The organism is Methylotenera sp. G11 (genome assembly GCF_000799735.1).
Lineage (GTDB): Bacteria > Pseudomonadota > Gammaproteobacteria > Burkholderiales > Methylophilaceae > Methylotenera.
The window spans coordinates 2060825-2082151 of sequence record NZ_JUHH01000001.1 but is presented as its reverse complement, the minus strand read 5'-3'; the positions used below and the strand labels follow the sequence as shown (position 1 = coordinate 2082151).

21 protein-coding genes are annotated in these 21327 nt (G+C 53.2%); 14 read left to right on the top strand and 7 right to left on the bottom strand.

What is annotated here, in order from left to right; all coding sequences use genetic code 11:
- Nucleotides 1–166 precede the first annotated feature (166 nt).
- Nucleotides 167–832 (bottom strand): phosphoglycolate phosphatase, encoded by a 666-nt coding sequence (locus GQ51_RS09585; protein WP_047552326.1) that lies wholly within the window; start codon nt 830–832, stop codon nt 167–169.
- A gap of 99 nt (nt 833–931) precedes the next feature.
- Nucleotides 932–1642, bottom strand: coding sequence for a ribulose-phosphate 3-epimerase (gene rpe, locus GQ51_RS09580; protein WP_047552324.1), 711 nt, complete (start codon nt 1640–1642; stop codon nt 932–934).
- A 230-nt stretch (nt 1643–1872) separates the two neighbouring features.
- Here rpe and hemA point away from each other — a divergent pair, with 230 nt between their 5' ends.
- From hemA to prmC, 3 genes are read left to right on the top strand one after another with little or no spacing between them, the layout of a single operon-like run.
- Nucleotides 1873–3132 (top strand): glutamyl-tRNA reductase, encoded by a 1260-nt coding sequence (hemA, locus tag GQ51_RS09575; protein ID WP_047552322.1) that lies wholly within the window; start codon nt 1873–1875, stop codon nt 3130–3132.
- Nucleotides 3133–3143: 11 nt separating this feature from the next.
- Nucleotides 3144–4226 (top strand): peptide chain release factor 1, encoded by a 1083-nt coding sequence (gene prfA / locus GQ51_RS09570; protein ID WP_047552321.1) that lies wholly within the window; start codon nt 3144–3146, stop codon nt 4224–4226.
- 31 nt (nt 4227–4257) lie between these two features.
- Entirely contained in the window at nt 4258–5133 is an 876-nt protein-coding gene (gene prmC / locus GQ51_RS09565) for a peptide chain release factor N(5)-glutamine methyltransferase (protein WP_047552319.1), read from the top strand.
- 14 nt (nt 5134–5147) lie between these two features.
- On the opposite strand, the gene GQ51_RS09560 is transcribed toward prmC, so the two are convergent.
- Nucleotides 5148–5687 (bottom strand): gamma carbonic anhydrase family protein, encoded by a 540-nt coding sequence (locus tag GQ51_RS09560; protein ID WP_047552317.1) that lies wholly within the window; start codon nt 5685–5687, stop codon nt 5148–5150.
- 73 nt (nt 5688–5760) lie between these two features.
- Between GQ51_RS09560 and metX the strand changes: the two genes are divergently transcribed.
- From metX to GQ51_RS09540, 4 genes are read left to right on the top strand one after another with little or no spacing between them, the layout of a single operon-like run.
- Nucleotides 5761–6903 carry a homoserine O-succinyltransferase MetX gene (gene metX / locus GQ51_RS09555; protein ID WP_047552315.1) on the top strand — a complete coding sequence of 381 codons (1143 nt, stop codon included), beginning with the start codon at nt 5761–5763 and terminating at the stop codon, nt 6901–6903.
- Nucleotides 6893–7498 (top strand): methionine biosynthesis protein MetW, encoded by a 606-nt coding sequence (gene metW, locus GQ51_RS09550; protein WP_047552313.1) that lies wholly within the window; start codon nt 6893–6895, stop codon nt 7496–7498. Before metX ends, metW begins: the two co-directional genes overlap by 11 nt.
- A 44-nt stretch (nt 7499–7542) precedes the next feature.
- Nucleotides 7543–8769: an AmpG family muropeptide MFS transporter gene (locus GQ51_RS09545; RefSeq protein WP_047552310.1), complete on the top strand. Its 1227-nt coding sequence runs from the start codon at nt 7543–7545 to the stop codon at nt 8767–8769.
- Nucleotides 8770–8817: 48 nt separating this feature from the next.
- Nucleotides 8818–9585 carry a DUF1223 domain-containing protein gene (locus GQ51_RS09540; protein ID WP_047552308.1) on the top strand — a complete coding sequence of 256 codons (768 nt, stop codon included), beginning with the start codon at nt 8818–8820 and terminating at the stop codon, nt 9583–9585.
- Nucleotides 9586–9627: 42 nt separating this feature from the next.
- Here GQ51_RS09540 and GQ51_RS09535 read toward each other — a convergent pair whose 3' ends face one another.
- A complete protein-coding gene (locus tag GQ51_RS09535) occupies nt 9628–10428 on the bottom strand; it encodes an exodeoxyribonuclease III (protein ID WP_047552306.1) in 801 nt (266 codons plus the stop codon).
- 32 nt (nt 10429–10460) lie between these two features.
- On the opposite strand from GQ51_RS09535, the gene pyrE reads away from it, so the two are divergent.
- Complete coding sequence (pyrE, locus tag GQ51_RS09530) at nt 10461–11114, top strand: orotate phosphoribosyltransferase (protein ID WP_047552305.1); 654 nt, start codon at nt 10461–10463, stop codon at nt 11112–11114.
- A gap of 56 nt (nt 11115–11170) precedes the next feature.
- Nucleotides 11171–11854, top strand: a complete 684-nt coding sequence (locus GQ51_RS09525; protein WP_052177795.1) for a DUF4124 domain-containing protein — start codon at nt 11171–11173, stop codon at nt 11852–11854.
- 110 nt (nt 11855–11964) lie between these two features.
- Here the strand turns inward: GQ51_RS09525 and gatB are convergent, their stop codons facing one another.
- Genes gatB through gatC form a run of 3 tightly spaced genes read right to left on the bottom strand, consistent with a single transcriptional unit; the run spans nt 11965 to nt 15203 of the window.
- On the bottom strand, nt 11965–13413 hold the full coding sequence (gatB, locus tag GQ51_RS09520) for an Asp-tRNA(Asn)/Glu-tRNA(Gln) amidotransferase subunit GatB (protein WP_047552303.1): 1449 nt from the start codon (nt 13411–13413) through the stop codon (nt 11965–11967).
- Complete coding sequence (gatA, locus tag GQ51_RS09515) at nt 13413–14882, bottom strand: Asp-tRNA(Asn)/Glu-tRNA(Gln) amidotransferase subunit GatA (protein ID WP_047552301.1); 1470 nt, start codon at nt 14880–14882, stop codon at nt 13413–13415. The genes gatB and gatA overlap by 1 nt, the downstream gene beginning before the upstream one ends.
- 6 nt (nt 14883–14888) lie before the next feature.
- A complete protein-coding gene (gatC, locus tag GQ51_RS09510; RefSeq protein WP_047552299.1) occupies nt 14889–15203 on the bottom strand; it encodes an Asp-tRNA(Asn)/Glu-tRNA(Gln) amidotransferase subunit GatC in 315 nt (104 codons plus the stop codon).
- Nucleotides 15204–15452: 249 nt separating this feature from the next.
- Here gatC and GQ51_RS09505 point away from each other — a divergent pair, with 249 nt between their 5' ends.
- The 5 genes from GQ51_RS09505 to rodA all read left to right on the top strand — a co-directional run bounded on the left by GQ51_RS09505 (nt 15453) and on the right by rodA (nt 21203).
- On the top strand, nt 15453–16496 hold the full coding sequence (locus GQ51_RS09505) for a rod shape-determining protein (RefSeq protein WP_047552297.1): 1044 nt from the start codon (nt 15453–15455) through the stop codon (nt 16494–16496).
- Between the two features lie 120 nt (nt 16497–16616).
- A complete protein-coding gene (mreC, locus tag GQ51_RS09500) occupies nt 16617–17693 on the top strand; it encodes a rod shape-determining protein MreC (protein WP_052177879.1) in 1077 nt (358 codons plus the stop codon).
- Complete coding sequence (gene mreD / locus GQ51_RS09495; RefSeq protein WP_047552293.1) at nt 17680–18159, top strand: rod shape-determining protein MreD; 480 nt, start codon at nt 17680–17682, stop codon at nt 18157–18159. The genes mreC and mreD overlap by 14 nt, the downstream gene beginning before the upstream one ends.
- Before the next feature lie 7 nt (nt 18160–18166).
- Nucleotides 18167–20116, top strand: a complete 1950-nt coding sequence (mrdA, locus tag GQ51_RS09490) for a penicillin-binding protein 2 (protein ID WP_047552291.1) — start codon at nt 18167–18169, stop codon at nt 20114–20116.
- Entirely contained in the window at nt 20109–21203 is a 1095-nt protein-coding gene (gene rodA, locus GQ51_RS09485; RefSeq protein ID WP_047552289.1) for a rod shape-determining protein RodA, read from the top strand. The genes mrdA and rodA overlap by 8 nt, the downstream gene beginning before the upstream one ends.
- The last annotated feature ends 124 nt before the right edge of the window (nt 21204–21327 follow it).

The window sequence follows — 21327 nt, the reverse complement described above, 5'->3', positions numbered from 1 at the left end:
TTTAATCGGCCTGCGGTTAAGCTGCCGGCGTAATGGATGCGCGCATGGCGCACCTTTTCAACTAGATTCGCCAAGAGCCACGCCAACGAAAAACCTCGCTGGAAAAATGCGCCCGAAAATTATGATCTGATGCTTTCATATTTGAAGTTATGTTTTATAAGTTTTTTTAAGTTAACAGGCCTGCCAGATCAGCCAGGCTGGCGATCGTATCATCTACCAGACTATGATCTATGGGCTTGCCCTGATTATACCCATACGAAACAGTCACGATGTAGCACCCTGCCGCATGCGCGGCCGCTACATCGGTCAGCGAATCGCCAACCAACATCGATTCCGCTTCCAGCACATTGAATTTTGCACAAATGTAACGCAGTTGTATAGGGTCTGGCTTCTTTTTAACTAAAGTATCTCCGGAAACCACGATTTCGAAGAAATCCAGCAGCCCGCTTTTATCCAGCAACGGCAGCGTGAACCGCTCGGGCTTATTGGTGACGCACGCCAGCTTCAGGCCTTTATCCTGCAAAACCGCAAGCGCCTCGATCACCCCGTCATAGGACCTGCTCAGCGTGACATTATCAGCATAATGCGCAAAAAACAAAGCCTGCGCACGCTCCAGCAATGCGGCATCAGGCTCACTCCGGGTGTTGGCCGTGATGCAGCGCCTGACCAGCGTCTGCGCACCTTCGCCGATATAGTGTTCTATCAGGGCGTGCGGGAGGGCAGGAAAATCCAGCTCGACCAGCATTTTGTTGATGGAAGCTGCGATTTCAGGCGCTGTGTGTACCAGTGTACCGTCAAGGTCAAACATGACGGCTTTGACATGAAAAGCCATGGCTCTTTATTTTTTTAACACTTAAATTTTCTAAAACCGAATTTTTAGAACGATAGATGCAGCAAGGCGCCATTGATTGGCGCCTTGACAGAGGTTTTGTTATTTAACGGTTGCAAGTGACGCGCGGATCTCGCTCACTACCGTGTTATAGCGGTTAGGGTCCGTATCACGGCCTGCACCAAAAATCGCAGAGCCTGCTACAAAGGTATCGGCACCGGCACGGGCAATTTCAGCGATATTCTGCGCATTCACGCCGCCATCCACTTCCAGCCAGATCTGGCGGCCGGTTTTCTCGTAATAAGCATCGATGCGGGCGCGGGCCAGTTTCAATTTTTCCAGTGTTTCCGGGATGAATTTCTGGCCGCCGAAACCAGGGTTCACTGACATCAGCAGAATCATGTCCACTTTATCCATCACATGGTCCAGGTAATTCAACGGTGTTGCCGGGTTGAATACCAGGCCGGATTTACAGCCTGAATCACGCACCAGGCTCAGGCTGCGGTCGATATGTTCGGAAGCTTCCGGGTGGAATGTAATGATGTTGGCACCCGCTTTGGCAAAGTCAGGGATGATGCGGTCTACCGGCTTGACCATCAGGTGCACGTCGATCAGCGCGCCTACTTTTTTTGATGTTTCACGGATTGCGTCACAGACCAATGGGCCAATCGTCAGGTTCGGCACGTAGTGGTTATCCATTACGTCAAAGTGCACAATGTCTGTGCCGGAGGTAATCACATCTTCAATCTCTTGACCAAGTTTGGCAAAGTTTGCAGAAAGAATACTAGGGGCAATTCTAAAAGTTTTATCCATGGCGATGTCCATCAAATTAAAATATTTTTAACAAATTTAAAGTGTTATTTTAACCTTATTTTTCAGTAATAAGATGAAGCTTCTTGCTTAACATAAGCCAATCCCTCAAAATTACGCATGAAAAATCCATCGACGCATTATCTTAAACAGATCAACACACAGGCAAATAGTTGGCAATCGCGGTAAAATAGCGGAATATCAAAACACCCGTAATGAGCTGATAAACTTTCATGCAGTTATACGTCATAGGCGTCAACCACACGACCGCCCCCATCCAGATCCGAGAGCATGTCGCTTTTGATAGCGAACTTCTTGGCAGCGCTTTGCATGAGCTGACACAAAACGGCGCATCCGAGGCTGCGATCCTGTCTACCTGCAATCGCACCGAGCTTTACTGCAGCACTGACGACCCCCAGAAGGCGCTTGACTGGCTGTCGCAATACCATCACCTTGAGAAAGACGCGATCGCCCCCTACATTTACACCTTTCCTGATGATGAAGCCGTCAAGCATGCATTCCGCGTAGCTTCCGGCCTTGACAGCATGGTGCTGGGCGAGCCGCAGATCCTCGGCCAGTTCAAGCAATCAGTCAAAATCGCGCAGGATGCCGGCACACTGGGCACATTGCTGCACAAGCTGTTCCAGCGCACATTCGAAGTGGCAAAAGAAGTACGCACCAATACCGATATCGGCGCTAACTCAATCTCAATGGCTGCTGCGGCAGTCAAGCTGGCGCAGCGTATTTTCGGCAATATCGGCGAACAGAAAGTGCTGTTCATCGGCGCCGGCGAGATGATAGAACTATGCGCCGACCATTTTGCCGCGCAGAAGCCAAAAAGCATGACCATTGCCAACCGTACGATCGAGCGCGGCTCCAACCTGGCACAGAAAATCTCGTCCCAAGGCATTCAATCCCAGGCAATGCTGCTCAATGACCTGCCTGCGCACTTCGCCGACTTTGATATCGTGGTTACCTCGACCGCCAGCCAGCTGCCGATCATCGGCCTGGGCATGGTGGAAACCGCGATCAAGGCGCGCCGCCACCGCCCGATCTTCATGGTGGACCTTGCCGTACCCCGTGACATCGAACATGAGGTTGCCGAACTGGATGATGTATTTTTATATACGGTGGATGACCTGTCACAGGTCGTGTCGGACGGTATCGAAAACCGCCAGATTGCGGCAATAGAGGCAGAAACGATCGTTGCCAACCGCGTTGAAAACTTCATGCAGTGGTTCAAGAAACGTGATGCCGTGCCGACCATCAAAGCACTGCGCGACCAGGTCGATGCCATGCGCAAGGCAGAAACCGAAAAAGCACTCAAACAGCTGCAAAAAGGCGAAAGCCCGGAAAAAGTGCTGGAAGCATTAAGCATCGCACTTTCCAACAAATTCCTGCATGCACCCAGCCACGCACTCAACCAGTCACATGGCGATGAACACGCAAAACTCGAAGACACCCTGAAACAACTTTACCAAATTAAAAGTTAAAGAAGCACCCTATGAAACCAAGCATGATTACCAAGCTCGCTAATTTAAGCGAGCGCCTGGACGAAGTGAACCGCCTGTTAAGCAGCGAAGACGCCACGTCCAACATGGAAAACTACCGGAAACTGACGCGTGAGCATGCAGAAATCACGCCTATCGTTGAGCAATACCACGCCTTCGTGCAAACCGAAGCCGACATCGAAGAAGCGCAGAAAATGCTCAGCGACCCCGATATGAAAGAGTTCGCGCAGGAAGAAATCGATAACGGCAAAGCCAGGCTTGAAACGGTTGAGGCCGAACTGCAGAAACTGCTGCTGCCGAAAGATCCGAATGATGAGAAGAACATCTTCCTGGAAATCCGCGCCGGTACCGGCGGCGATGAATCCAGCCTGTTTGCGGGCGACCTGTTCCGCATGTATTCACGCTACGCGGAACGCCAGGGCTGGAAAGTGGAAGTCATGTCCGCCAATGAATCAGAAGTCGGCGGCTACAAGGAAATCATCGCCAAGATTGAAGGTTACGGCGCATACTCCAAATTGAAATTCGAATCCGGCGGTCACCGCGTACAGCGCGTGCCGGATACAGAAACCCAGGGTCGCATCCACACCAGCGCCTGCACGGTAGCCATATTACCCGAAGCCGATGAAGTATCCGATGTCGTCATCAACCCGGCGGATATCCGTATCGACACTTACCGCGCCAGTGGTGCCGGTGGCCAGCACATCAACAAGACCGACTCCGCCGTGCGCATCACCCACGCACCTACCGGCATCGTGGTCGAATGCCAGGAAGGCCGCAGCCAGCATGCCAACAAAGCGCAGGCAATGGCAGTTCTGGCGGCGCGCATCAAAGCCAAACAGGTAGATGAGCAGCAAAGCAAAATCGCCAGTGAGCGCAAGAGCCTGATCGGCAGCGGCGACCGCAGCGAGCGCATCAGAACCTACAACTACCCGCAAGGCCGCATTACCGACCATCGCATCAACCTGACGCTCTATAAAATCGACGCGATTACCGAAGGCGATATGGATGAGCTGATCGGCGCGCTTTCGACTGAGCATCAGGCTGACCTGCTGGCTAGCCTGGGCGAAGACAGCTAATCCCGTCGGCGCAGTCCAGCGGCTACGCAGCATGCATTCCATCCGCTCAGCCTTGCTGCAAGCCCAGGCACAGCTAAACAGCTCACCCCGGCTTGAAACAGTTGACGCCAGGTTCGAATCACAGCTGTTGCTGCAGCACCTGCTGAACGCTGGCCGCGCATGGCTGATTGCCCACGAGAATGACAGCCTGGAAGACGGCATGCAGGCCAGGTTTGAGGCGCTGGTCAATCGTCGCGTCAATGGCGAACCCATTGCCTACATTCTGGGCAGCCGCGAATTTTATGGCCTGAACCTGACCGTCACGCCCGCCACGCTTATTCCTAGGCCGGATACGGAAATACTGGTAGACACCGCGCTGGCAAAAATACTGGCCGGCCAGCACACGCAAATCCTTGATCTGGGTACCGGCACCGGCGCTATCGCGCTCGCGATCGCACAGCAACGGCCGCAGGCGCAAGTCACCGGCGTTGATGCATCCAGGCCTGCTTTGGATGTTGCCATCAGCAATAGCCGGCAACTTCACCTTGCCAACGTTCACTTTACATTAAGCGACTGGTTCAATGATCTCGGCAACGCACGGTTTGATGTCATCGTCAGCAACCCACCTTACATCGAGGAAACAGACGCGCATCTGCAGCAGGGCGACCTGCGCTTTGAACCGTTATCGGCGCTGGCCTCCGGTGCCGATGGTCTCGATGATATACGACGGATCATTGATGGCTGTTTAATTCACCTCAAACCGCAGGGCTGGTTAATGTTCGAACACGGTTACAATCAGGCCGAAACCGTTAGAGAACTCATGGCGCAAACAGGGCTGGTCAATATCGAAACCGTCAGAGACTTCGGCGGCAATGACCGCGTCACCATAGGCAAAAACCCGCTCATTGTCAGCACGCATTGGGATTAAATCAGCAGACGGCCTTATCCTGCCTGGTATTGATTCTTCAGGCGCACGTAATTGTCGGCAGAGTACATGAAATGGGCGATTTCACCTGCGGTTAACGCCCGTATCTTTTTGGCCGGACGGCCCACATACAGATAACCGCTTTCGAGCACCTTGCCTTCCGGCACCAGGCTGCCTGCCGCCAGCAGCACATGTTTCTGCACCACGGCTTTATCCATGACAATACTGCCCATGCCAATCAGGCTTTCATCCCCTATCGTGCAGCCATGCAATATGACCGCATGGCCTATGGTCACGTTGTCGCCTATCGTCAGCGCTGCACCTGCGGGATCCGCACTGGATCTATGGCTGACATGCAGCATGCTTAGATCCTGCACATTGGTATTGCTGCCGATGCGGATATGGTTCACGTCGCCGCGGATCACCGCACCGGGCCATACCGAGCTATTCTCGCCGATCACGACATCACCGATGACCGTTGCGGCGGGATGCACATAGACGCCACTGGCAATCTGCGGAAAATACTGCATAAATCCCTGTATATTTTGTATCAGCATGGGTAACAAAAACCTCCTTCCAAATCGCTTTTTTCTATAAACCTGTTTTAATTAGCCATAGTATAATCACTACATGTCTGAAAATAACTCTGTCGGCATTGTTGCCCCACAAACTGCACATTTTAGCGAACCGCTTACCCTTAAAAGCGGTCAGGTATTGCCACAATATGACCTGGTTTATGAAACCTATGGCACGCTCAATGCAGACAAATCCAATGCGGTGCTGATCTGTCATGCGCTTTCCGGCAATCATCATGTTGCCGGAAAGCATAGCGAAAACGACAAATACCCCGGCTGGTGGGACAACCTGATTGGCCCCGGAAAACCTCTGGATACCGACAAGTTCTTTGTGATTGGCCTCAACAACCTCGGCGGCTGCCATGGCTCATCAGGGCCAGCCAGCATCAACCCTGCAAACGGCAGGCAATGGGGCTCCACCTTCCCTATCCTGACGGTAGAAGACTGGGTCACTTCACAAGCCCGCCTGCTTGACCGGCTGGGCATCACCCAGCTGGCAGCCGTCATCGGCGGCAGCTTAGGCGGCATGCAGGCCCTGCAGTGGACCATCGCTTATGCCGACCGCGTTCGCCACGCACTGATCATCGCATCGGCACCCAACCTGACTGCCCAGAACATGGCGTTCAACGAAGTGGCGCGCCAGGCCATCATTACCGACCCAGAATTTCACGGCGGCGATTATTACGAACACGGCGTTGTCCCGCGGCGCGGCCTGCGCATTGCGCGTATGCTGGGCCATATCACCTACCTGAGTGACGATGTCATGGGTGAAAAGTTTGGCCGCAAAGTTAAAGACACGATCAAATACAGCTTTGATGTCGAGTTCGAAATGGAATCTTACCTGCGCTACCAGGGTGACAAGTTTGCGGGCACTTTTGACGCAAACACTTATTTGCGCATGACACGCGCCCTGGACTATTACGACCCTGCACTGGCCTTTAACGGTGATTTGAGCAAGGCCCTGGCCAAAGCCAAAGCGCAATTCCTGGTGCTGTCTTTCACCAGCGACTGGCGCTTTTCACCGGCACGCTCCCGTGAAATCGTCAAAGCGCTGCTGGATAATGAAAGCACCGTCAGCTATGCCGAGGTGACCGCAGCACACGGACATGATGCATTCCTGATGCCGGATAAGCATTACCATGCCATTTTGCGCAGTTATTTAAGCAATATCCAGATTGGCAGCGACCATGCAGAATAATGTAAATATCACAAACTTCAGGCAAGACTTTGCAATAATTGCAAACTGGGTTAAATTCGGCTCAAAAGTGCTGGATTTAGGCTGCGGCGACGGCGAACTGCTGCAATACCTGCGCGGCTCACTCGAAATCAAGGGCTACGGTGTCGAAAAAGACGATGCCAATGTGCTGGCATGCATCCGGAACGGTTCCAATGTGATTCAGATGGACCTCGAAGACGGGTTATCCGGGTTTGAAGACCAGTCATTCAATACCGTTATCCTGTCGCAAACGCTGCAGGCGATGCATCATACCGAAGCCATCGTGCTGGACATGCTGCGCGTGGGACAGGAAGTCATCGTCACCTTTCCTAACTTCGGTTACTGGCGCAACCGCATACAGATCACCCTCGGCCAGATGCCGGTATCAAAAACCCTGCCTTACCAGTGGTTTGATACGCCTAACGTGCACCTTTGCACCATCCATGACTTCGATACATTCTGCAAGAACCACAATATCGACATCCTGGAACGCAAAGTCATTACCGATGGCAAAGAAATAAACTTCATACCCAACCTGCTTGGCTGCCTGGCCATGTATAGATTAAAAGCCAAGTAGCCGCCTTGCCGCCCACTTCACAACCTGGCATACGGCAATCGCTCATGAGCAGAAAAATGCTCATCTGCGTTTTTACCGGCTTCAGTTCCGGTTTACCGCTGTACATCCTGATCAGCCTGCTGCCGGCATGGCTGCGTTCCGAAGGCGTGGATCTCAAATCCATCGGCCTGTTTGCGCTGATCAACCTGCCGTTCACCTGGAAATTCCTGTGGGCGCCATTATTTGACCGCTACACGCCACCGCTGGGCAGGCGGCGCGGCTGGCTGCTGATCGCGCAGATACTGCTGCTGCTATCAATCCCGACTTTCGGCGCCTTTAACCCGAAACTGGATATCTGGGCAATTGCCTACCTGGCGACAGTCGTCGCATTTTTCAGCGCGTGCCAGGATATTGTGCTGGATGCCTACCGCCGTGAACTGCTGATCGATGCGGAGCTGGGGCTCGGCAATGCCGTACATGTGAACGCCTATAAAATTGCCGGCCTGGTTCCGGGCTCGCTCTCGCTCATCCTGGCTGACCACATGGCCTGGAGCAGCGTTTTCACCATCACAGCACTGTTCATGCTGCCGGGGCTGATCATGACCTTGCTGGTGACGGAACCACTACTCAGGAATGGCGCCCCCAAGACCCTGCGCGCCGCTGTAGTAGAGCCGTTCAAAGAATTTATCGGCCGCAATGGCATGCAATCCGCACTGACCATCCTGGCATTCATTTTCCTCTACAAGCTGGGCGACAGCATGGCGACTGCACTGGCAACACCGTTCTACCTTGATATGGGCTACAGTAAAACAGAGATCGGCCTCATTGCCAAGAACGCCGGACTCTGGCCCAGCGTGGTCGGCGGTCTGCTGGGGGGCGCATGGATGATCAAGCTCGGCATCAACCGCTCGCTGTGGATATTTGGCGCAGTGCAAATGGTTGCTATCCTCGGCTTTGCATGGCTGGCTACCGCATCACACAACATACCGCTGCTGGGCCTGGTGATCGGCGTCGAGGCTTTTGGCGTCGGCCTCGGCACCGCAGCCTTCGTCGCTTACATTGCACACACCACGCACCCGCTATATACCGCCACGCAGTTTGCGCTGTTCACGAGCCTCGCTGCCGTGCCGCGTACGTTTGCCAACGCCGCCACCGGTTACATGGTAGAGCACCTGGGCTGGTTCCAGTTCTTCATGCTGTGTTTTTTACTGGCAATACCGGGCATGGCATTGCTGATCAAGATCGCCCCCTGGAACGAGACCGCAGCAAGCCAGACAAGCAGCACTCTGTAAGGTTTTACTGCCGGCAACGACATATCTCTATGTTCAAGGAGATATATCATGGCATTCCGTTACAGGCTCCTGCTCGCAATTACTTTATCCAGCGTGCTTCCACACACTGCTTCAGCCTATGAATGCAGTGCCAGAAGCGGCATGACCACCGTGCCTTTGCTCGAACTCTACACCTCTGAAGGTTGCAGCAGCTGCCCGCCGGCAGACAAATGGCTGAGTGAATTGCCTTACGGGCCAGACAAACTGACTGCACTCGCGTTTCATGTGGACTACTGGAACTACATAGGCTGGAAAGATCGCTTCTCGAAAGCGGAATATACGGCACGGCAGCACAGAACTGCCGCTTTCAATCATTCCGGATTTGTTTACACGCCACAGTTTGTAATAAACGGGCGCGATCTCAGGCAATGGAATAATACCCAGCTTGATAACCGCATCAAAGCACAGCTGGAATCGGCACCGCGCGCAAACCTCACACTGCATATCGCAAGCCAGGCCAACGGCCTGTCGCTATCTGCAAATGCACAGATATTAAGTGCAGACGATGGCGTGGACAGTGAAATGATGATTGCAGTTTATGAAAACAAATTAACCAGCAAAATAAATGCCGGCGAAAATAACGGCCGAGAGCTACACCATGACTATGTGGTGCAGAAACTCTTTGGGCCATACCGCATGCGTAAGGGCAACGAGTTCTCGGAAAACGTCACCCTAGGTGCCGAATGGATTAAACGCGATGCCGGGGCTGCAGTTTTTGTGCAGAACGCCCGCAGCGGAGAAGTGCTGCAAAGCCTGCAGCTACCTTTCTGCCGCTAAGCACGCACAGCCTTGCGCAGAAAAACCCTCCGACAATCCCTCTTAACCTGCATACTCGATAATCAGCGGCGCATGGTCACTGAATCGCTCATCTTTATACACACTGGTGGCCACTGCCTTTGCTGCAAACTCCGGCGTCGCGATCTGGTAATCGATACGCCAGCCTACGTTCTTTGCCCAGGCCTGGCCGCGATTGCTCCACCAGGTGTAACATGCATCCGTGGTATCCGGGTGCAGCCTGCGGTATACATCGACCCAGCCCACCTCATCAAACAATGCCGTGAGCCATGCACGCTCTTCCGGCAGAAACCCGGAGTTCTTTTTATTGCCCTTCCAGTTCTTTAAGTCAGCCTCTTTGTGTGCGATATTCCAGTCACCGCAGATCACTACATCGCGGCCGCTTGCTTTTAGCGCCTGCAACTGCGGCATAAAGCGCTCCATGACGCTGAACTTGAATGCCTGCCGCTCCTCACCACTGGAACCAGACGGCAAATACAGCGAAACTACACTTAAATTACCGAATTTTGCTTCTATGTAGCGGCCTTCGCTGTCTATATCCTGCATGCCATGCCCCTGTACCAGGCCTGTGTTTCCCAGCCCCTCAATCACGGCATCCGGCTGTTTTTTTGAATAAATGCCGACGCCGCTATAACCTTTTTTCTCCGCATAATGAAAATAGCCATAATACCCTTCAGGATTCAGCATCTCGGTTGTCATGTCAGATACCTGCGCCTTGATTTCCTGCATGCAGATAACGTCAGCATCCTGTTTTTTCAGCCATGCGTACAGACCTTTATTAGTTGCGGAGCGGATGCCATTTAAATTTAACGATATAATCTTCAAAACTTCATTCCTGATAACAGTAGATAGATAAAATGACCCAGAAAACAGACCAATTCAGACAAGAGTTTATCGCATTTGCGATCAAAAAAGAGGTTTTGCGTTTCGGCGAATTCAAAACCAAAGCCGGGCGCTTAAGCCCGTATTTCTTCAACGCCGGCTTATTCAATGACGGCGAGAGTTTAATGAAATTAGGTGAATTCTATGCCGAAGCGATCCAGAATTCCGGCATTGAGTTTGACATGCTATTCGGGCCTGCCTATAAAGGCATCACATTAGCGGCAAGTATTGCCATTGCGTATGCCAAAAATGGTCGCAACATCCCTTACGCCTACAACCGCAAAGAGGCTAAAGACCATGGCGAAGGCGGCACGATCATAGGCAGCCCACTGCAAGGTAGAGTTCTCATCATTGATGACGTAATTTCGGCAGGCACTTCGGTGCGCGAATCCGTTGAGCTTATCAACGCCAATGGCGCCAGGGCTTGCGGCGTGGCCATTGCGATCGACAGGCAGGAAAAAGGCCTGGGCGAGCTGTCTGCGGTGCAGGAAGTGGTGAAAACCAACCAGATTCCAGTCTGCGCGATTACCAATCTGGATGATTTACTGAGCTATCTGAAAGCACATCAGGATCTGGTGCAAAACTTGCATGCAGTCGAGGCATATCGCCAGAAATATGGCGTCAGTTAAACTTACATGCACAGCTGCCATGCGCGAATGTGTATGAAATAGAGGTGCTTAGATTCATGATGCTGCAATTACAAAGGTCAACATCCGGAAAACCGGATTATTTTGCGTCAGTGCGACTGACCATTATTGCCTCGTTGGTTTCAGCAACATGCTTCATGCCGCATGCACAGGCCGAAGGTAGCGGCCGTATTGTCAAATGGAAAGACGAAAAAGGCATCACGCATTACGGCGATTCAATCCCGCCCCAATATGCCGATCGTGACAACTCTTTGATGAACAAGCAGGGTATCACCGTTCAGCATAATAAACCGAATGCTCCACAGGTAGATCAAGCAGCGGAATCAGCCAAACTGGAACAGAACAAAAAAGACCGGGCGCTGCTTGGCACATTCACGAATGCCAATGAAATCGACCTGACACGCGACCGCAACCTGGAACCGGAACTGCTTGCCCTCAAAAACCTGCAGCAGGACAGGGCGGTCGCGCAGAAAAAGCTCGAGCAGTCCGACCTTGCCGCCAGCAATTACAGCAAAGCTAAAAAACCTGTACCAGCAAACATCAGGGATGAGCTGAAAACCCACAAGGATGCGGTGACGAAAATCGACCAGCGCATCAGCGAACGCCAGCAGGCCATCGATAGTATACAAAAACGTTTTGACGACGATAAAAAGCGCTACCTGGCGCTCAGGGGCCAAAACACCGCTACCGCCACCGGCAGCCAGAATCCACCGAATCAGTAAACCAAAGCTCCTGTCGAACCTCAAGCGCCCATCAAGCAAAAAGCCATGATTGCAAGTATGCAATCATGGCTTTTTGGTTTTTCTGGAAACCGGCAAACAGGCGATTAAGGTTAAGCCCCCAGTTTTTTCTTCAGCATTTCATTGACCTGCGCAGGGTTGGCCTTGCCTTTGGAAGCTTTCATGGCCTGACCCACCAGCGCATTGAATGCTTTCTCTTTACCGGCCTTGAACTCCTCCACCATTGCAGCATTGGCAGCCAGCACTTCGTCGATGATCGCTTCAATCGCCCCGGTATCCGACACCTGTTTGAGGCCTTTTGCCTCAATGATGGCATCCGCTTCACCCTCACCTGCCCACATCGCTTCAAACACCTGTTTTGCCGCATTATTTGAAATCGTGTTGTCGGCAATGCGTTTAAGCAGGCTCGCCAATTGCGCAGCGCTTAGCGGTGACTCGGTAATAGATCTCTCTTCTGCATTCAGTTTTGCAGAAACCGCACCCATCACCCAGTTTGCGGCCGGTTTGGCATCCGCACCGGCCTTGACCGCGGCCACAAAGTAATCTGCCACATCACGGCTGGCGGTGAGCGTTGCTGCATCATAGCCGGTCAGACCGTATTCCGATTCAAAACGCGCTTTCATTGCCTCAGGCAATTCAGGCATTTCTGCCTTTACACGCGCTTTATCCGCCTCGGTCACTTCCAGCGGCAGCAGATCCGGGTCAGGGAAATAACGGTAATCGTTCGCTTCCTCTTTGCTGCGCATCGCACGTGTTTCACCGGTATCCGGATTAAACAGCACCGTGGCCTGCTGGATCGTACCGCCATCTTCCAGCGTTTCGATCTGCCAGCGTGTCTCAAACTCAATCGCCTGCTGCATGAATTTGAACGAGTTCAGGTTTTTGATCTCGCGGCGCGTACCAAGCTTGTCAGACCCTTTCGGACGTACCGATACGTTCACGTCACAGCGGAAACTGCCTTCCTGCATATTGCCGTCACAGATTCCGATCCATTGCACGAGTTCATGCAGCTTTTTGGCATAGGCCACCGCTTCCGCCGCAGACCGCATGTCAGGCTCAGTCACGATCTCCAGCAATGGCGTACCGGCACGGTTGAGATCGATACCGCTCATGCCCTCCACTGCGCCATGGACTGACTTGCCCGCATCTTCCTCAAGGTGGGCACGCGTAATGTTGATCACTTTTTCGTAAGCCGGGTTCTTGCCCGCCGCCGGCACCTGAATCGTGACAGCGCCCTTGCCGACCACCGGCAGTTCGTACTGGCTGATCTGGTAACCTTTGGGCAGATCCGGGTAAAAATAGTTTTTACGCGCAAATACTGAACGCGGCGCAATCTCTGCATTGACTGCCAGGCCGAATTTGATCGCACAGTTGACGGCCTCTTTATTCAGCACCGGCAACACGCCAGGCAGCGCGATGCTGACTTCACATGCCTGAGTGTTAGGCTCGGCACCAAACGCGGTAGACGCGCCTGAAAATATCTTTGTTTTTGTTTGCAGCTGGGTGTGAGTTTCCAGCCCGATAACAACTTCCCATTCCATTATGCTAGACCCTCTGGCATACGAGCATGCCAATCTGTTACTTGTTGATATTGGTGCGCCACATTCAGCATGCGTGCTTCATCAAAATAATTACCGATAATCTGCAAGCCTACCGGCAACGCCTTGCCATCGCTACCGGCACTGAAACCCGCCGGTATGCTCATGCCGGGCAAACCTGCCAGGTTGGTAGAAATCGTATAGATGTCCTGCAGATACATCGCGACCGGGTCATCCACTTTTTCACCGGCTTTAAATGCAGTCGACGGCGCAGCTGGCCCCATGATCACATCGCAATGCTTGAAAGCTTCTTCAAAATCCTGCGCGATCAGGCGGCGGATCTGCTGCGCTTTCAGGTAATACGCGTCATAGTAACCGGCACTCAGCACATAAGTACCGATCAGGATACGGCGCTTGACTTCGGCGCCGAAACCTTCAGCACGGCTCTTGCAATACATATCCATCAAATCGGTATATTCCGCGGTGCGGTGGCCGTAGCGCACGCCGTCATAACGTGACAGGTTGCTTGAAGCTTCGGCCGGCGCCAGTACGTAATACACCGGGATAGACAAACCGGTGTTGGGCAGGGAGATTTCAACAATTTCCGCACCGAGGTTTTTATATTCCGCGATTGCAGCCTGAATGACCTGATCTACGCCGGCATCCAGGCCTTCCGCAAAGAATTCTTTCGGCAAGCCGACACGCAAACCCTGCAAAGGCTTATTCAGGTCGCGCGTGTAATCTTCTTTCTCGCGATTGAGGCTAGTGGAATCTCGCTCATCGAAGCCCGCCATCACATTCATCATGAGTGCGCAGTCTTCGGCGGATTTTGCCATAGGCCCAGCCTGGTCAAGGCTGGAGGCGAAAGCAATCATGCCGTAACGGGATACTACGCCGTAAGTCGGCTTCAACCCGGTCAGGCCGCATAAAGATGCAGGCTGGCGGATCGAGCCACCGGTATCAGTGCCGCTGGCCGCTGCACACAAACGTGCTGACACTGCCGCCGCACTTCCGCCGCTGCTGCCGCCTGGCACCCGCGTGAAATCCCATGGGTTTTTCACGCCGCCGAAATAGCTGGTCTCGTTGGATGAACCCATCGCGAACTCATCCATATTGGTTTTACCCAGGTTCACGGCACCGGCAGCATCAAAGCGGGAGATCACATCCGCATCATACGGTGCGACAAAATTCGCCAGCATCTTGGAGCCGCAGGTGGTCTTCCAGCCACTGGCGCAGAAAATATCTTTCTGTGCGATAGGAATACCGGTCAGCGGCCCTGCATTACCGGCAGCGATCATCGCATCCGCCGCTTGCGCCTGCGCCAGTGTCTTCTGGTGATCCAATGATATATAAGCGTTGATTTCCGGATTAAAGGTGTCGATGCGATTCAGGAACGCCTGTGTCAGTTCTACACTGGAAACTTCTTTTTTAGCCAGCATCTGGCCTAATGTTTTTAAGCTACTGTTAATCATGTGCTGTTACTCTATTACTTTGGGTACAAGATAAAGACCGCTGTCAACGGCACGTTCGGCTGAGCCGTTACCAAGCGCTGGTGCAATCCCCTGGAACGCCTCACGCTGGTTGGTTTTGGTCACCACGTCCTCACGCAGGCGCTGCACGACATCCTGAGAGTGCGACATCGGGACGATGCCTTCAGTATTCACGGCCTGCATCTGCTCGATCAGGCCCAGAATGCCGGTAAGTTTTGTAAGGGTTGCGGCGGCTTCACCTTCGCTGACTTCAATGCGCGCGAGGTGCGCTATTTTTTTTATATCTTCAATACTGAGTGCCATGCTTCGATCGTCCGAAAGATAGTTAAGAGCAATTCGATTATTTCAGAACCAAATTATTCAATTTAAAAAATTTTGTTAAAAACCTGCATGGAAAAACCAAGTATAAATTCACCTTAATTTTTCCAATGCATCTTAATTTTCAACAGGATATGCGGTATTATACCCTGATTTAAGCGGCGCCTTAATCACTCAAGCCGATTAAGCCTGCAAGCAGCTATCACACACAGTATTAACATCAGGAAAAACATAATGTTCGGTTCTATCAGAAGTTATTTCTCAAATGACCTTGCTATCGATTTAGGTACAGCAAACACCCTTATTTACTCACGTGGCAAAGGCATTGTTCTCGATGAACCGTCAGTGGTTGCAATTCGTCTTGAAGGCGGCCCCAGCGGCAAAAAGATCCTGCTGGCAGTGGGCGCCGAAGCCAAAGGCATGCTCGGCCGTTCACCGGCCAATATCCAGGCGATCCGCCCGATGAAAGACGGCGTGATTGCCGATTTCACGATTACCGAACAAATGCTCAAATACTTTATCCGCCGTGTACATGATTCGCGCTGGTTCGCCCCAAGCCCACGCATCATCATCTGCGTACCGGTTGGCTCAACTCAGGTTGAACGCCGCGCAATCAAAGAATCAGCCGAACGCGCAGGCGCCAAGCAGGTATTCCTGATTGAAGAACCCATGGCTGCCGCCATCGGTGCCGGCATGCCGGTTGCCGAGGCTACCGGCTCAATGGTGGTGGATATCGGCGGCGGCACCACCGAGGTTGGCGTAATTTCCCTGGGCGGCATCGTTTATGCAAAATCCGAACGTGTAGGCGGTGATAAATTTGACCAGGCCATTATTGATTACATCCGCCGCAATTACGGCATGCAGATTTCAGAACCGACCGCTGAAGCGATCAAGAAAAAAATCGGCTCCGCATTCCCCGGCTCAACCGTACTGGAAATGGAAGTCACCGGCCGCAACCTGGCTGAAGGCCTGCCGCGCAAGTTCACGATTTCAAGCAATGAAATCCTGGAAGCACTTACCGAACCGCTGAATGCAATCGTTGGTGCCGTGAAATCAGCGCTGGAGCAGACACCGCCGGAACTGGGTGCCGACATTGCCGAAAAGGGCATGGTACTTACCGGCGGCGGCGCATTGCTGCGCGACCTCGACAGGCTGCTGATCGAAGAGACCGGCCTGCCGGTGATCGTCGCTGAAGACCCGCTCACCTGCGTTGCCCGCGGCTGCGGACGTGCCCTGGATGAAATGGACAAATTAGGCAGCGTGTTCGCATACGAATAGTCAAACCAGCCAGTACAGAACCGGCTTTCGATTATTTGACCGTCAGACTTTAGGCCGTATGCATACGGCCTAAAGTTTATACACTAACAGCAAAAACGAGACTCCATAAACTCAACAATGATGCGCGGCATTCATCAGAACTTCGATCAGCAGCAAGCGCCGGCTTTTTTTGCGCGCGGCCCCAGCCCACTCGCCCGGCTCACATTCTTCACGGCCATGTCACTGGCGCTGATGGCGACCGATTCACGCCTGCAATACCTGGCCGAGGTACGCGAGAAACTGATGACGCTGCTGCACCCTTTGCAAGTCGTCGCCAATGCACCTTCCGAGCTTTACCATAACACGGACGAGTACTTCTCGACGCATCACTACCTGCTTGCAGAGAACGCTCGCCTGAAAGAACAGGCGCTTACGCAGGATATCGCATTGCAGCGCCTGAATATCCTGAACCTGGAAAATACCAATCTGCGTGATTTGCTGGAGGCAAAGCAGTCTCTGACCGAAACCAGTATCCTGGCAGAAATCATCCACGTGGGCCGAGATTCCTTTACTAAAAAAATCATCGTCAACCGCGGCAAGAATCACCATGTCATCACCGGTGCCGCAGCGGTGGACGCAAAAGGCGTCATCGGCCAGGTCACCCGCACCTATCCATCCAGCAGTGAAATCACGCTGATCACCGATAAATCGCTGGCAATACCGGTACAGATAGAACGCAACGGCTTGCGGGCGATTGCGTTTGGCCATGGCCGCGATAACACACTGGATTTGCCTTACCTGCCTGCCAACGTTGACATCAAGCGCGGCGACAAGCTCGTCACTTCAGGCATCGACGGCGTTTATCCTGCCGGCCTGGCTGTTGCAACGGTAGTGGAAATGAAAACCACGCAGGACTCTCCGTTTGCACATATTGTCTGCATGCCTACCGGAGGGATTGAAAATGACAGGCAGCTACTGCTGGTGAGCATTCCTGAAGTCAGGCAGGAGTCCGCAACAGGATTCCCCGCGAATGCCGCCCCCGCAAGTAAAAAAAGCAGGCCATCTGCAGCAGCACCTGTGGCGGTAACTGCACCGGCAATCACTGCTCCAGCGGCCACAAGCACGAAACCAGCCCAGAATACTAAGCCTGCCATTGCAGCAGAACCCGCACCAACCCCTTCAGCGAATGCTGGGAGCCGTCCGCATGCGCAACAATAAGTTCTGGTCAATTTACCTATCCCTGTTTGCAGCGTTCATCTGCATACTGTTCCCATGGTCCGGCATTGCGCTGTCATTACGCCCGGATTTCATGCTGCTGGTGATTCTGTTCTGGCTGCTGCGCGCGCCTAACCAATGCAGCGTCGGCACCGCCTGGTTCATGGGCTTATGGGTCGATTTAGCAACCGGCGGCATTTTCGGCCAATACGCGCTGGCCTATACCATCACCACATTCTTCGCTGTCATTTACCAGCGCCGCCTGGTGCTATTCAGCAGCACCCAGCAATTGGTCTATGTTTTTTCATTGCTTTCGCTATCGCAGCTGATCCTGCTCATACTCAAGGCATTTGCAGGCCACGAGTTCCTGGGTTGGACATATTTCCTGCCTAGCGTTACCGGCGTCCTGCTGTGGCAGATCGCGGTCAGTTTCGGCCTGAACACCGGCAGGCACTCTCACGGCAGCTGATTAGAACATGGGTGCCGAATTAAAGAATTACCTGCATGAGCAGCATTATTTCAGGTTCCGGCTTGGCGTTGCCGCGCTGGTCGTATTTTGCCTGTTTGCGCTGCTGGCTTTCCGGTTCTCCTACCTGCAGATCAAGCAGTACAACCATTACCAGACGCTTGCCGAAAACAACCGCATTTCACTGGTGCCCATCATTCCCAACCGCGGCCTGATCCTGGATAAGAATGGCGTCATCCTCGCCCACAACTTTTTTGCTTACACCCTGGAAATCACTCCGGCCAAAGTAAAGAACCTGGAAGAAACCATCGCCGAGATCAGCAGCCTGGTCGAGGTCAGCTCACTTGACCGCAAGCGTTTCAAGAAATTCCGCGAACAGAGCCACAACTTCGAGAGCATCCCGATACGCACGCACCTGAATGAAATCGAGGCGGCTAAATTCGCGGTGAATCATTACCGCTTTCCGGGCGTGGAGATCAAATCCAGGCTGTTCAGGCATTATCCGCTCGGCAAACTGGGCTCGCACATGATCGGTTATATTGGCCGCATCAATGACCGTGACCTGAAGAACCTGGAAGAATCCGGCGACCTTTCCAACTACAAAGGCTCGGACCACATCGGCAAAAGCGGCCTGGAACAGTATTATGAAAAGCAGTTGCATGGCACCACCGGTTTCCAGCAGGTCGAGATCGATGCCGATGGCCATGCCGTGCGTGTACTCTCAAGCACACCGCCGATTCCGGGTGACAACATCATTCTGGCTGCTGACAGCAAGCTGCAGGAAATCGCTGAAACCGCATTCGGCAACCACCGTGGCGCACTGGTGGCCATCAACCCTAAGACCGGCGAGGTGTTGAGTTACGTCAGCCAACCCACATTTGACCCCAATTTATTCGTAGACGGCATTGATAGCGAGAGCTGGAAAGCGCTGAACGAGTCACTGGACAAACCGCTGATCAACAGGCCCCTGCGCGGCGTATACCCGCCCGGCTCCACTTTCAAGCCTTTTGTTGCACTGGCCGGGCTGGAGGCAGGCAAGCGCGCGCCGCCATACTCGATCCACGATCCGGGCTTTTTCACGCTGCCCGGCAAAAGCCACCGCTACCGCGACTGGAAACCCAGCGGCCATGGCACCGTTGACATCCAGAAAGCGATCACCATCTCCTGCGATACCTTCTTCTATGGCCTGGCCATGGAAATGGGCATCGAAAGCCTGACTTCATTCGTGCGCCATTTCGGCTTCGGCAGGAAATCAGGCATCGACATCGACAACGTCAGCGGCAAAAGCGAAAACGGCGGATTGCTGCCCACGCCCGAATGGAAGCAACGGCGCTTCAAGCAGCCCTGGTTCCCTGGTGAAACCGTTATTGTCGGCATCGGGCAAGGCTACACCCTGGTCACCCCGCTGCAATTGGCACAGGCCACGGCCATTCTGGCCAACAACGGTGTCGCGATGAAGCCACGCATGGTCAGCCAGATCGAAAGCGCGCAATCCGGCAAGAAACAGATGACGCCGCCGGTCGTCCAGGACAGGGTCGTGCTGCATCCTGATAATGTGGAAATCGTTAAACGCGGCATGATAGACGTAACACTGCCTGGCGGCACCGCCGCCAGCGTGGGTGCCAATGCCGGCTACTCGATCGCGGCAAAGACCGGTACCGCACAGGTCATCGGCATCAAGCAGAACGAAAAATATAATGAAAGCGGCATGAATGAACGCCACCTTGACCATGCCCTGTTCATCGCATACGCCCCGGCCGAAGATCCGACCATTGCACTGGCGGTGATTGTCGAGAACGGCAGGCACGGCGGCTCCACTGCCGGCCCGATTGCCAGGAAAGTGATGGATTATTACCTGCTAGGCAAAGTCCCCGCTATCGAAGCGGCAAAAGATAATAAGCAATTAACCGGCAATACTGCCGCCACAACAGCGCCTCCAGAGGAAGAGCTGCATGATTAGCAAACTATTCCAGCATTTGTTTAAACATATTGATGCCTTCCTGATGACATGCCTGTTTTTTGCGCTGCTGACCAGCCTGTTCGTGCTGTATAGCGCATCGGGGCAGAGCCTGGATCGCATATATGCACAGGCCGTGAATATGGGAGTCGCATTAAGCGTACTGTGGGTGGTTGCCAACATTTCACCGCAGAAACTTGAACGCGTTGCCCTGATCCTTTATGTACTCGGCGTGCTGCTGCTGATAGCCGTTGCATTATTCGGCTCCATCAGCCATGGCGCAAGGCGCTGGCTGAATATCGGCTTTACCCAGATCCAGCCCTCGGAGCTCATGAGGATTGCCATGCCGATGATGCTGGCATGGTTCTTTGCCTCACGCGAAGGCAAGCCAAGTGCGACCAATTTCATCGTGGCCGGTCTTTTGCTGGCAATACCGGTTGCCCTGATCATGAAACAACCTGACCTTGGTACATCACTGCTTATCGCATCCTCAGGGTTTTATGTGCTATTCCTGGCCGGACTGAGCTGGAAATTCCTGGCGGGCGCCATGGTGTCACTGCTTGGATTCATGCCTATTTTCTGGTCCATGCTGCATGATTACCAGAGAAAACGGATCGAGATCCTGTTCGACCCTACGCAAGACCCCTTAGGAGCGGGCTACCACACCATACAGGCGATTATTGCGATCGGCTCCGGCGGGGCAACCGGCAAGGGCTGGCTCAATGGTACGCAGACGCAGCTGGATTTTCTGCCCGAGCGCACGACCGATTTCATTTTTGCGGTGTTCAGCGAAGAATTCGGCTTTCTGGGCAATATGCTGCTGCTGACACTGTTCAGCATTATCATCATGCGCGGCCTGATGATAGCCTCGCAGGCACAGAGCACATTTTCCAGGCTGCTCGCCGGCAGCATCACGCTGAATTTCTTTTCCTATGCCTTCGTCAACATGGGCATGGTGAGCGGCATTTTACCGGTAGTAGGAGTACCATTGCCCCTGATCAGTTATGGCGGCACCTCTCTGGTGACACTGTGCCTGGGTTTTGGTATTTTAATGAGCATACATACCCACAAGAATCTAGTTGCAAACTAAGGGCATACGCCGGTGCGCCGCCTGCAAGTTCACATGCACACGGGCAACGAGGCATCCCGGAGACTGCATTTTCAGAAACGCCCTGACCTGTATCCAGAACGTACGGATACCTTATGGAGGTGAT

Excerpts from the sequence above, each read along its gene's own strand:
- GQ51_RS09585 (WP_047552326.1), bottom strand. The coding sequence starts at position 832 with ATGGCTTTTCATGTCAAAGCCGTCATGTTTGACCTTGACGGTACACTG.
- rpe (WP_047552324.1), bottom strand. The coding sequence starts at position 1,642 with ATGGATAAAACTTTTAGAATTGCCCCTAGTATTCTTTCTGCAAACTTT.
- hemA (WP_047552322.1), top strand. The coding sequence starts at position 1,873 with ATGCAGTTATACGTCATAGGCGTCAACCACACGACCGCCCCCATCCAG.
- prfA (WP_047552321.1), top strand. The coding sequence starts at position 3,144 with ATGAAACCAAGCATGATTACCAAGCTCGCTAATTTAAGCGAGCGCCTG.
- prmC (WP_047552319.1), top strand. The coding sequence starts at position 4,258 with ATGCATTCCATCCGCTCAGCCTTGCTGCAAGCCCAGGCACAGCTAAAC.
- GQ51_RS09560 (WP_047552317.1), bottom strand. The coding sequence starts at position 5,687 with ATGCTGATACAAAATATACAGGGATTTATGCAGTATTTTCCGCAGATT.
- metX (WP_047552315.1), top strand. The coding sequence starts at position 5,761 with ATGTCTGAAAATAACTCTGTCGGCATTGTTGCCCCACAAACTGCACAT.
- metW (WP_047552313.1), top strand. The coding sequence starts at position 6,893 with ATGCAGAATAATGTAAATATCACAAACTTCAGGCAAGACTTTGCAATA.
- GQ51_RS09545 (WP_047552310.1), top strand. The coding sequence starts at position 7,543 with ATGAGCAGAAAAATGCTCATCTGCGTTTTTACCGGCTTCAGTTCCGGT.
- GQ51_RS09540 (WP_047552308.1), top strand. The coding sequence starts at position 8,818 with ATGGCATTCCGTTACAGGCTCCTGCTCGCAATTACTTTATCCAGCGTG.
- pyrE (WP_047552305.1), top strand. The coding sequence starts at position 10,461 with ATGACCCAGAAAACAGACCAATTCAGACAAGAGTTTATCGCATTTGCG.
- GQ51_RS09525 (WP_052177795.1), top strand. The coding sequence starts at position 11,171 with ATGATGCTGCAATTACAAAGGTCAACATCCGGAAAACCGGATTATTTT.
- gatB (WP_047552303.1), bottom strand. The coding sequence starts at position 13,413 with ATGGAATGGGAAGTTGTTATCGGGCTGGAAACTCACACCCAGCTGCAA.
- gatA (WP_047552301.1), bottom strand. The coding sequence starts at position 14,882 with ATGATTAACAGTAGCTTAAAAACATTAGGCCAGATGCTGGCTAAAAAA.
- gatC (WP_047552299.1), bottom strand. The coding sequence starts at position 15,203 with ATGGCACTCAGTATTGAAGATATAAAAAAAATAGCGCACCTCGCGCGC.
- GQ51_RS09505 (WP_047552297.1), top strand. The coding sequence starts at position 15,453 with ATGTTCGGTTCTATCAGAAGTTATTTCTCAAATGACCTTGCTATCGAT.
- mreC (WP_052177879.1), top strand. The coding sequence starts at position 16,617 with ATGCGCGGCATTCATCAGAACTTCGATCAGCAGCAAGCGCCGGCTTTT.
- mreD (WP_047552293.1), top strand. The coding sequence starts at position 17,680 with ATGCGCAACAATAAGTTCTGGTCAATTTACCTATCCCTGTTTGCAGCG.
- mrdA (WP_047552291.1), top strand. The coding sequence starts at position 18,167 with ATGGGTGCCGAATTAAAGAATTACCTGCATGAGCAGCATTATTTCAGG.
- rodA (WP_047552289.1), top strand. The coding sequence starts at position 20,109 with ATGATTAGCAAACTATTCCAGCATTTGTTTAAACATATTGATGCCTTC.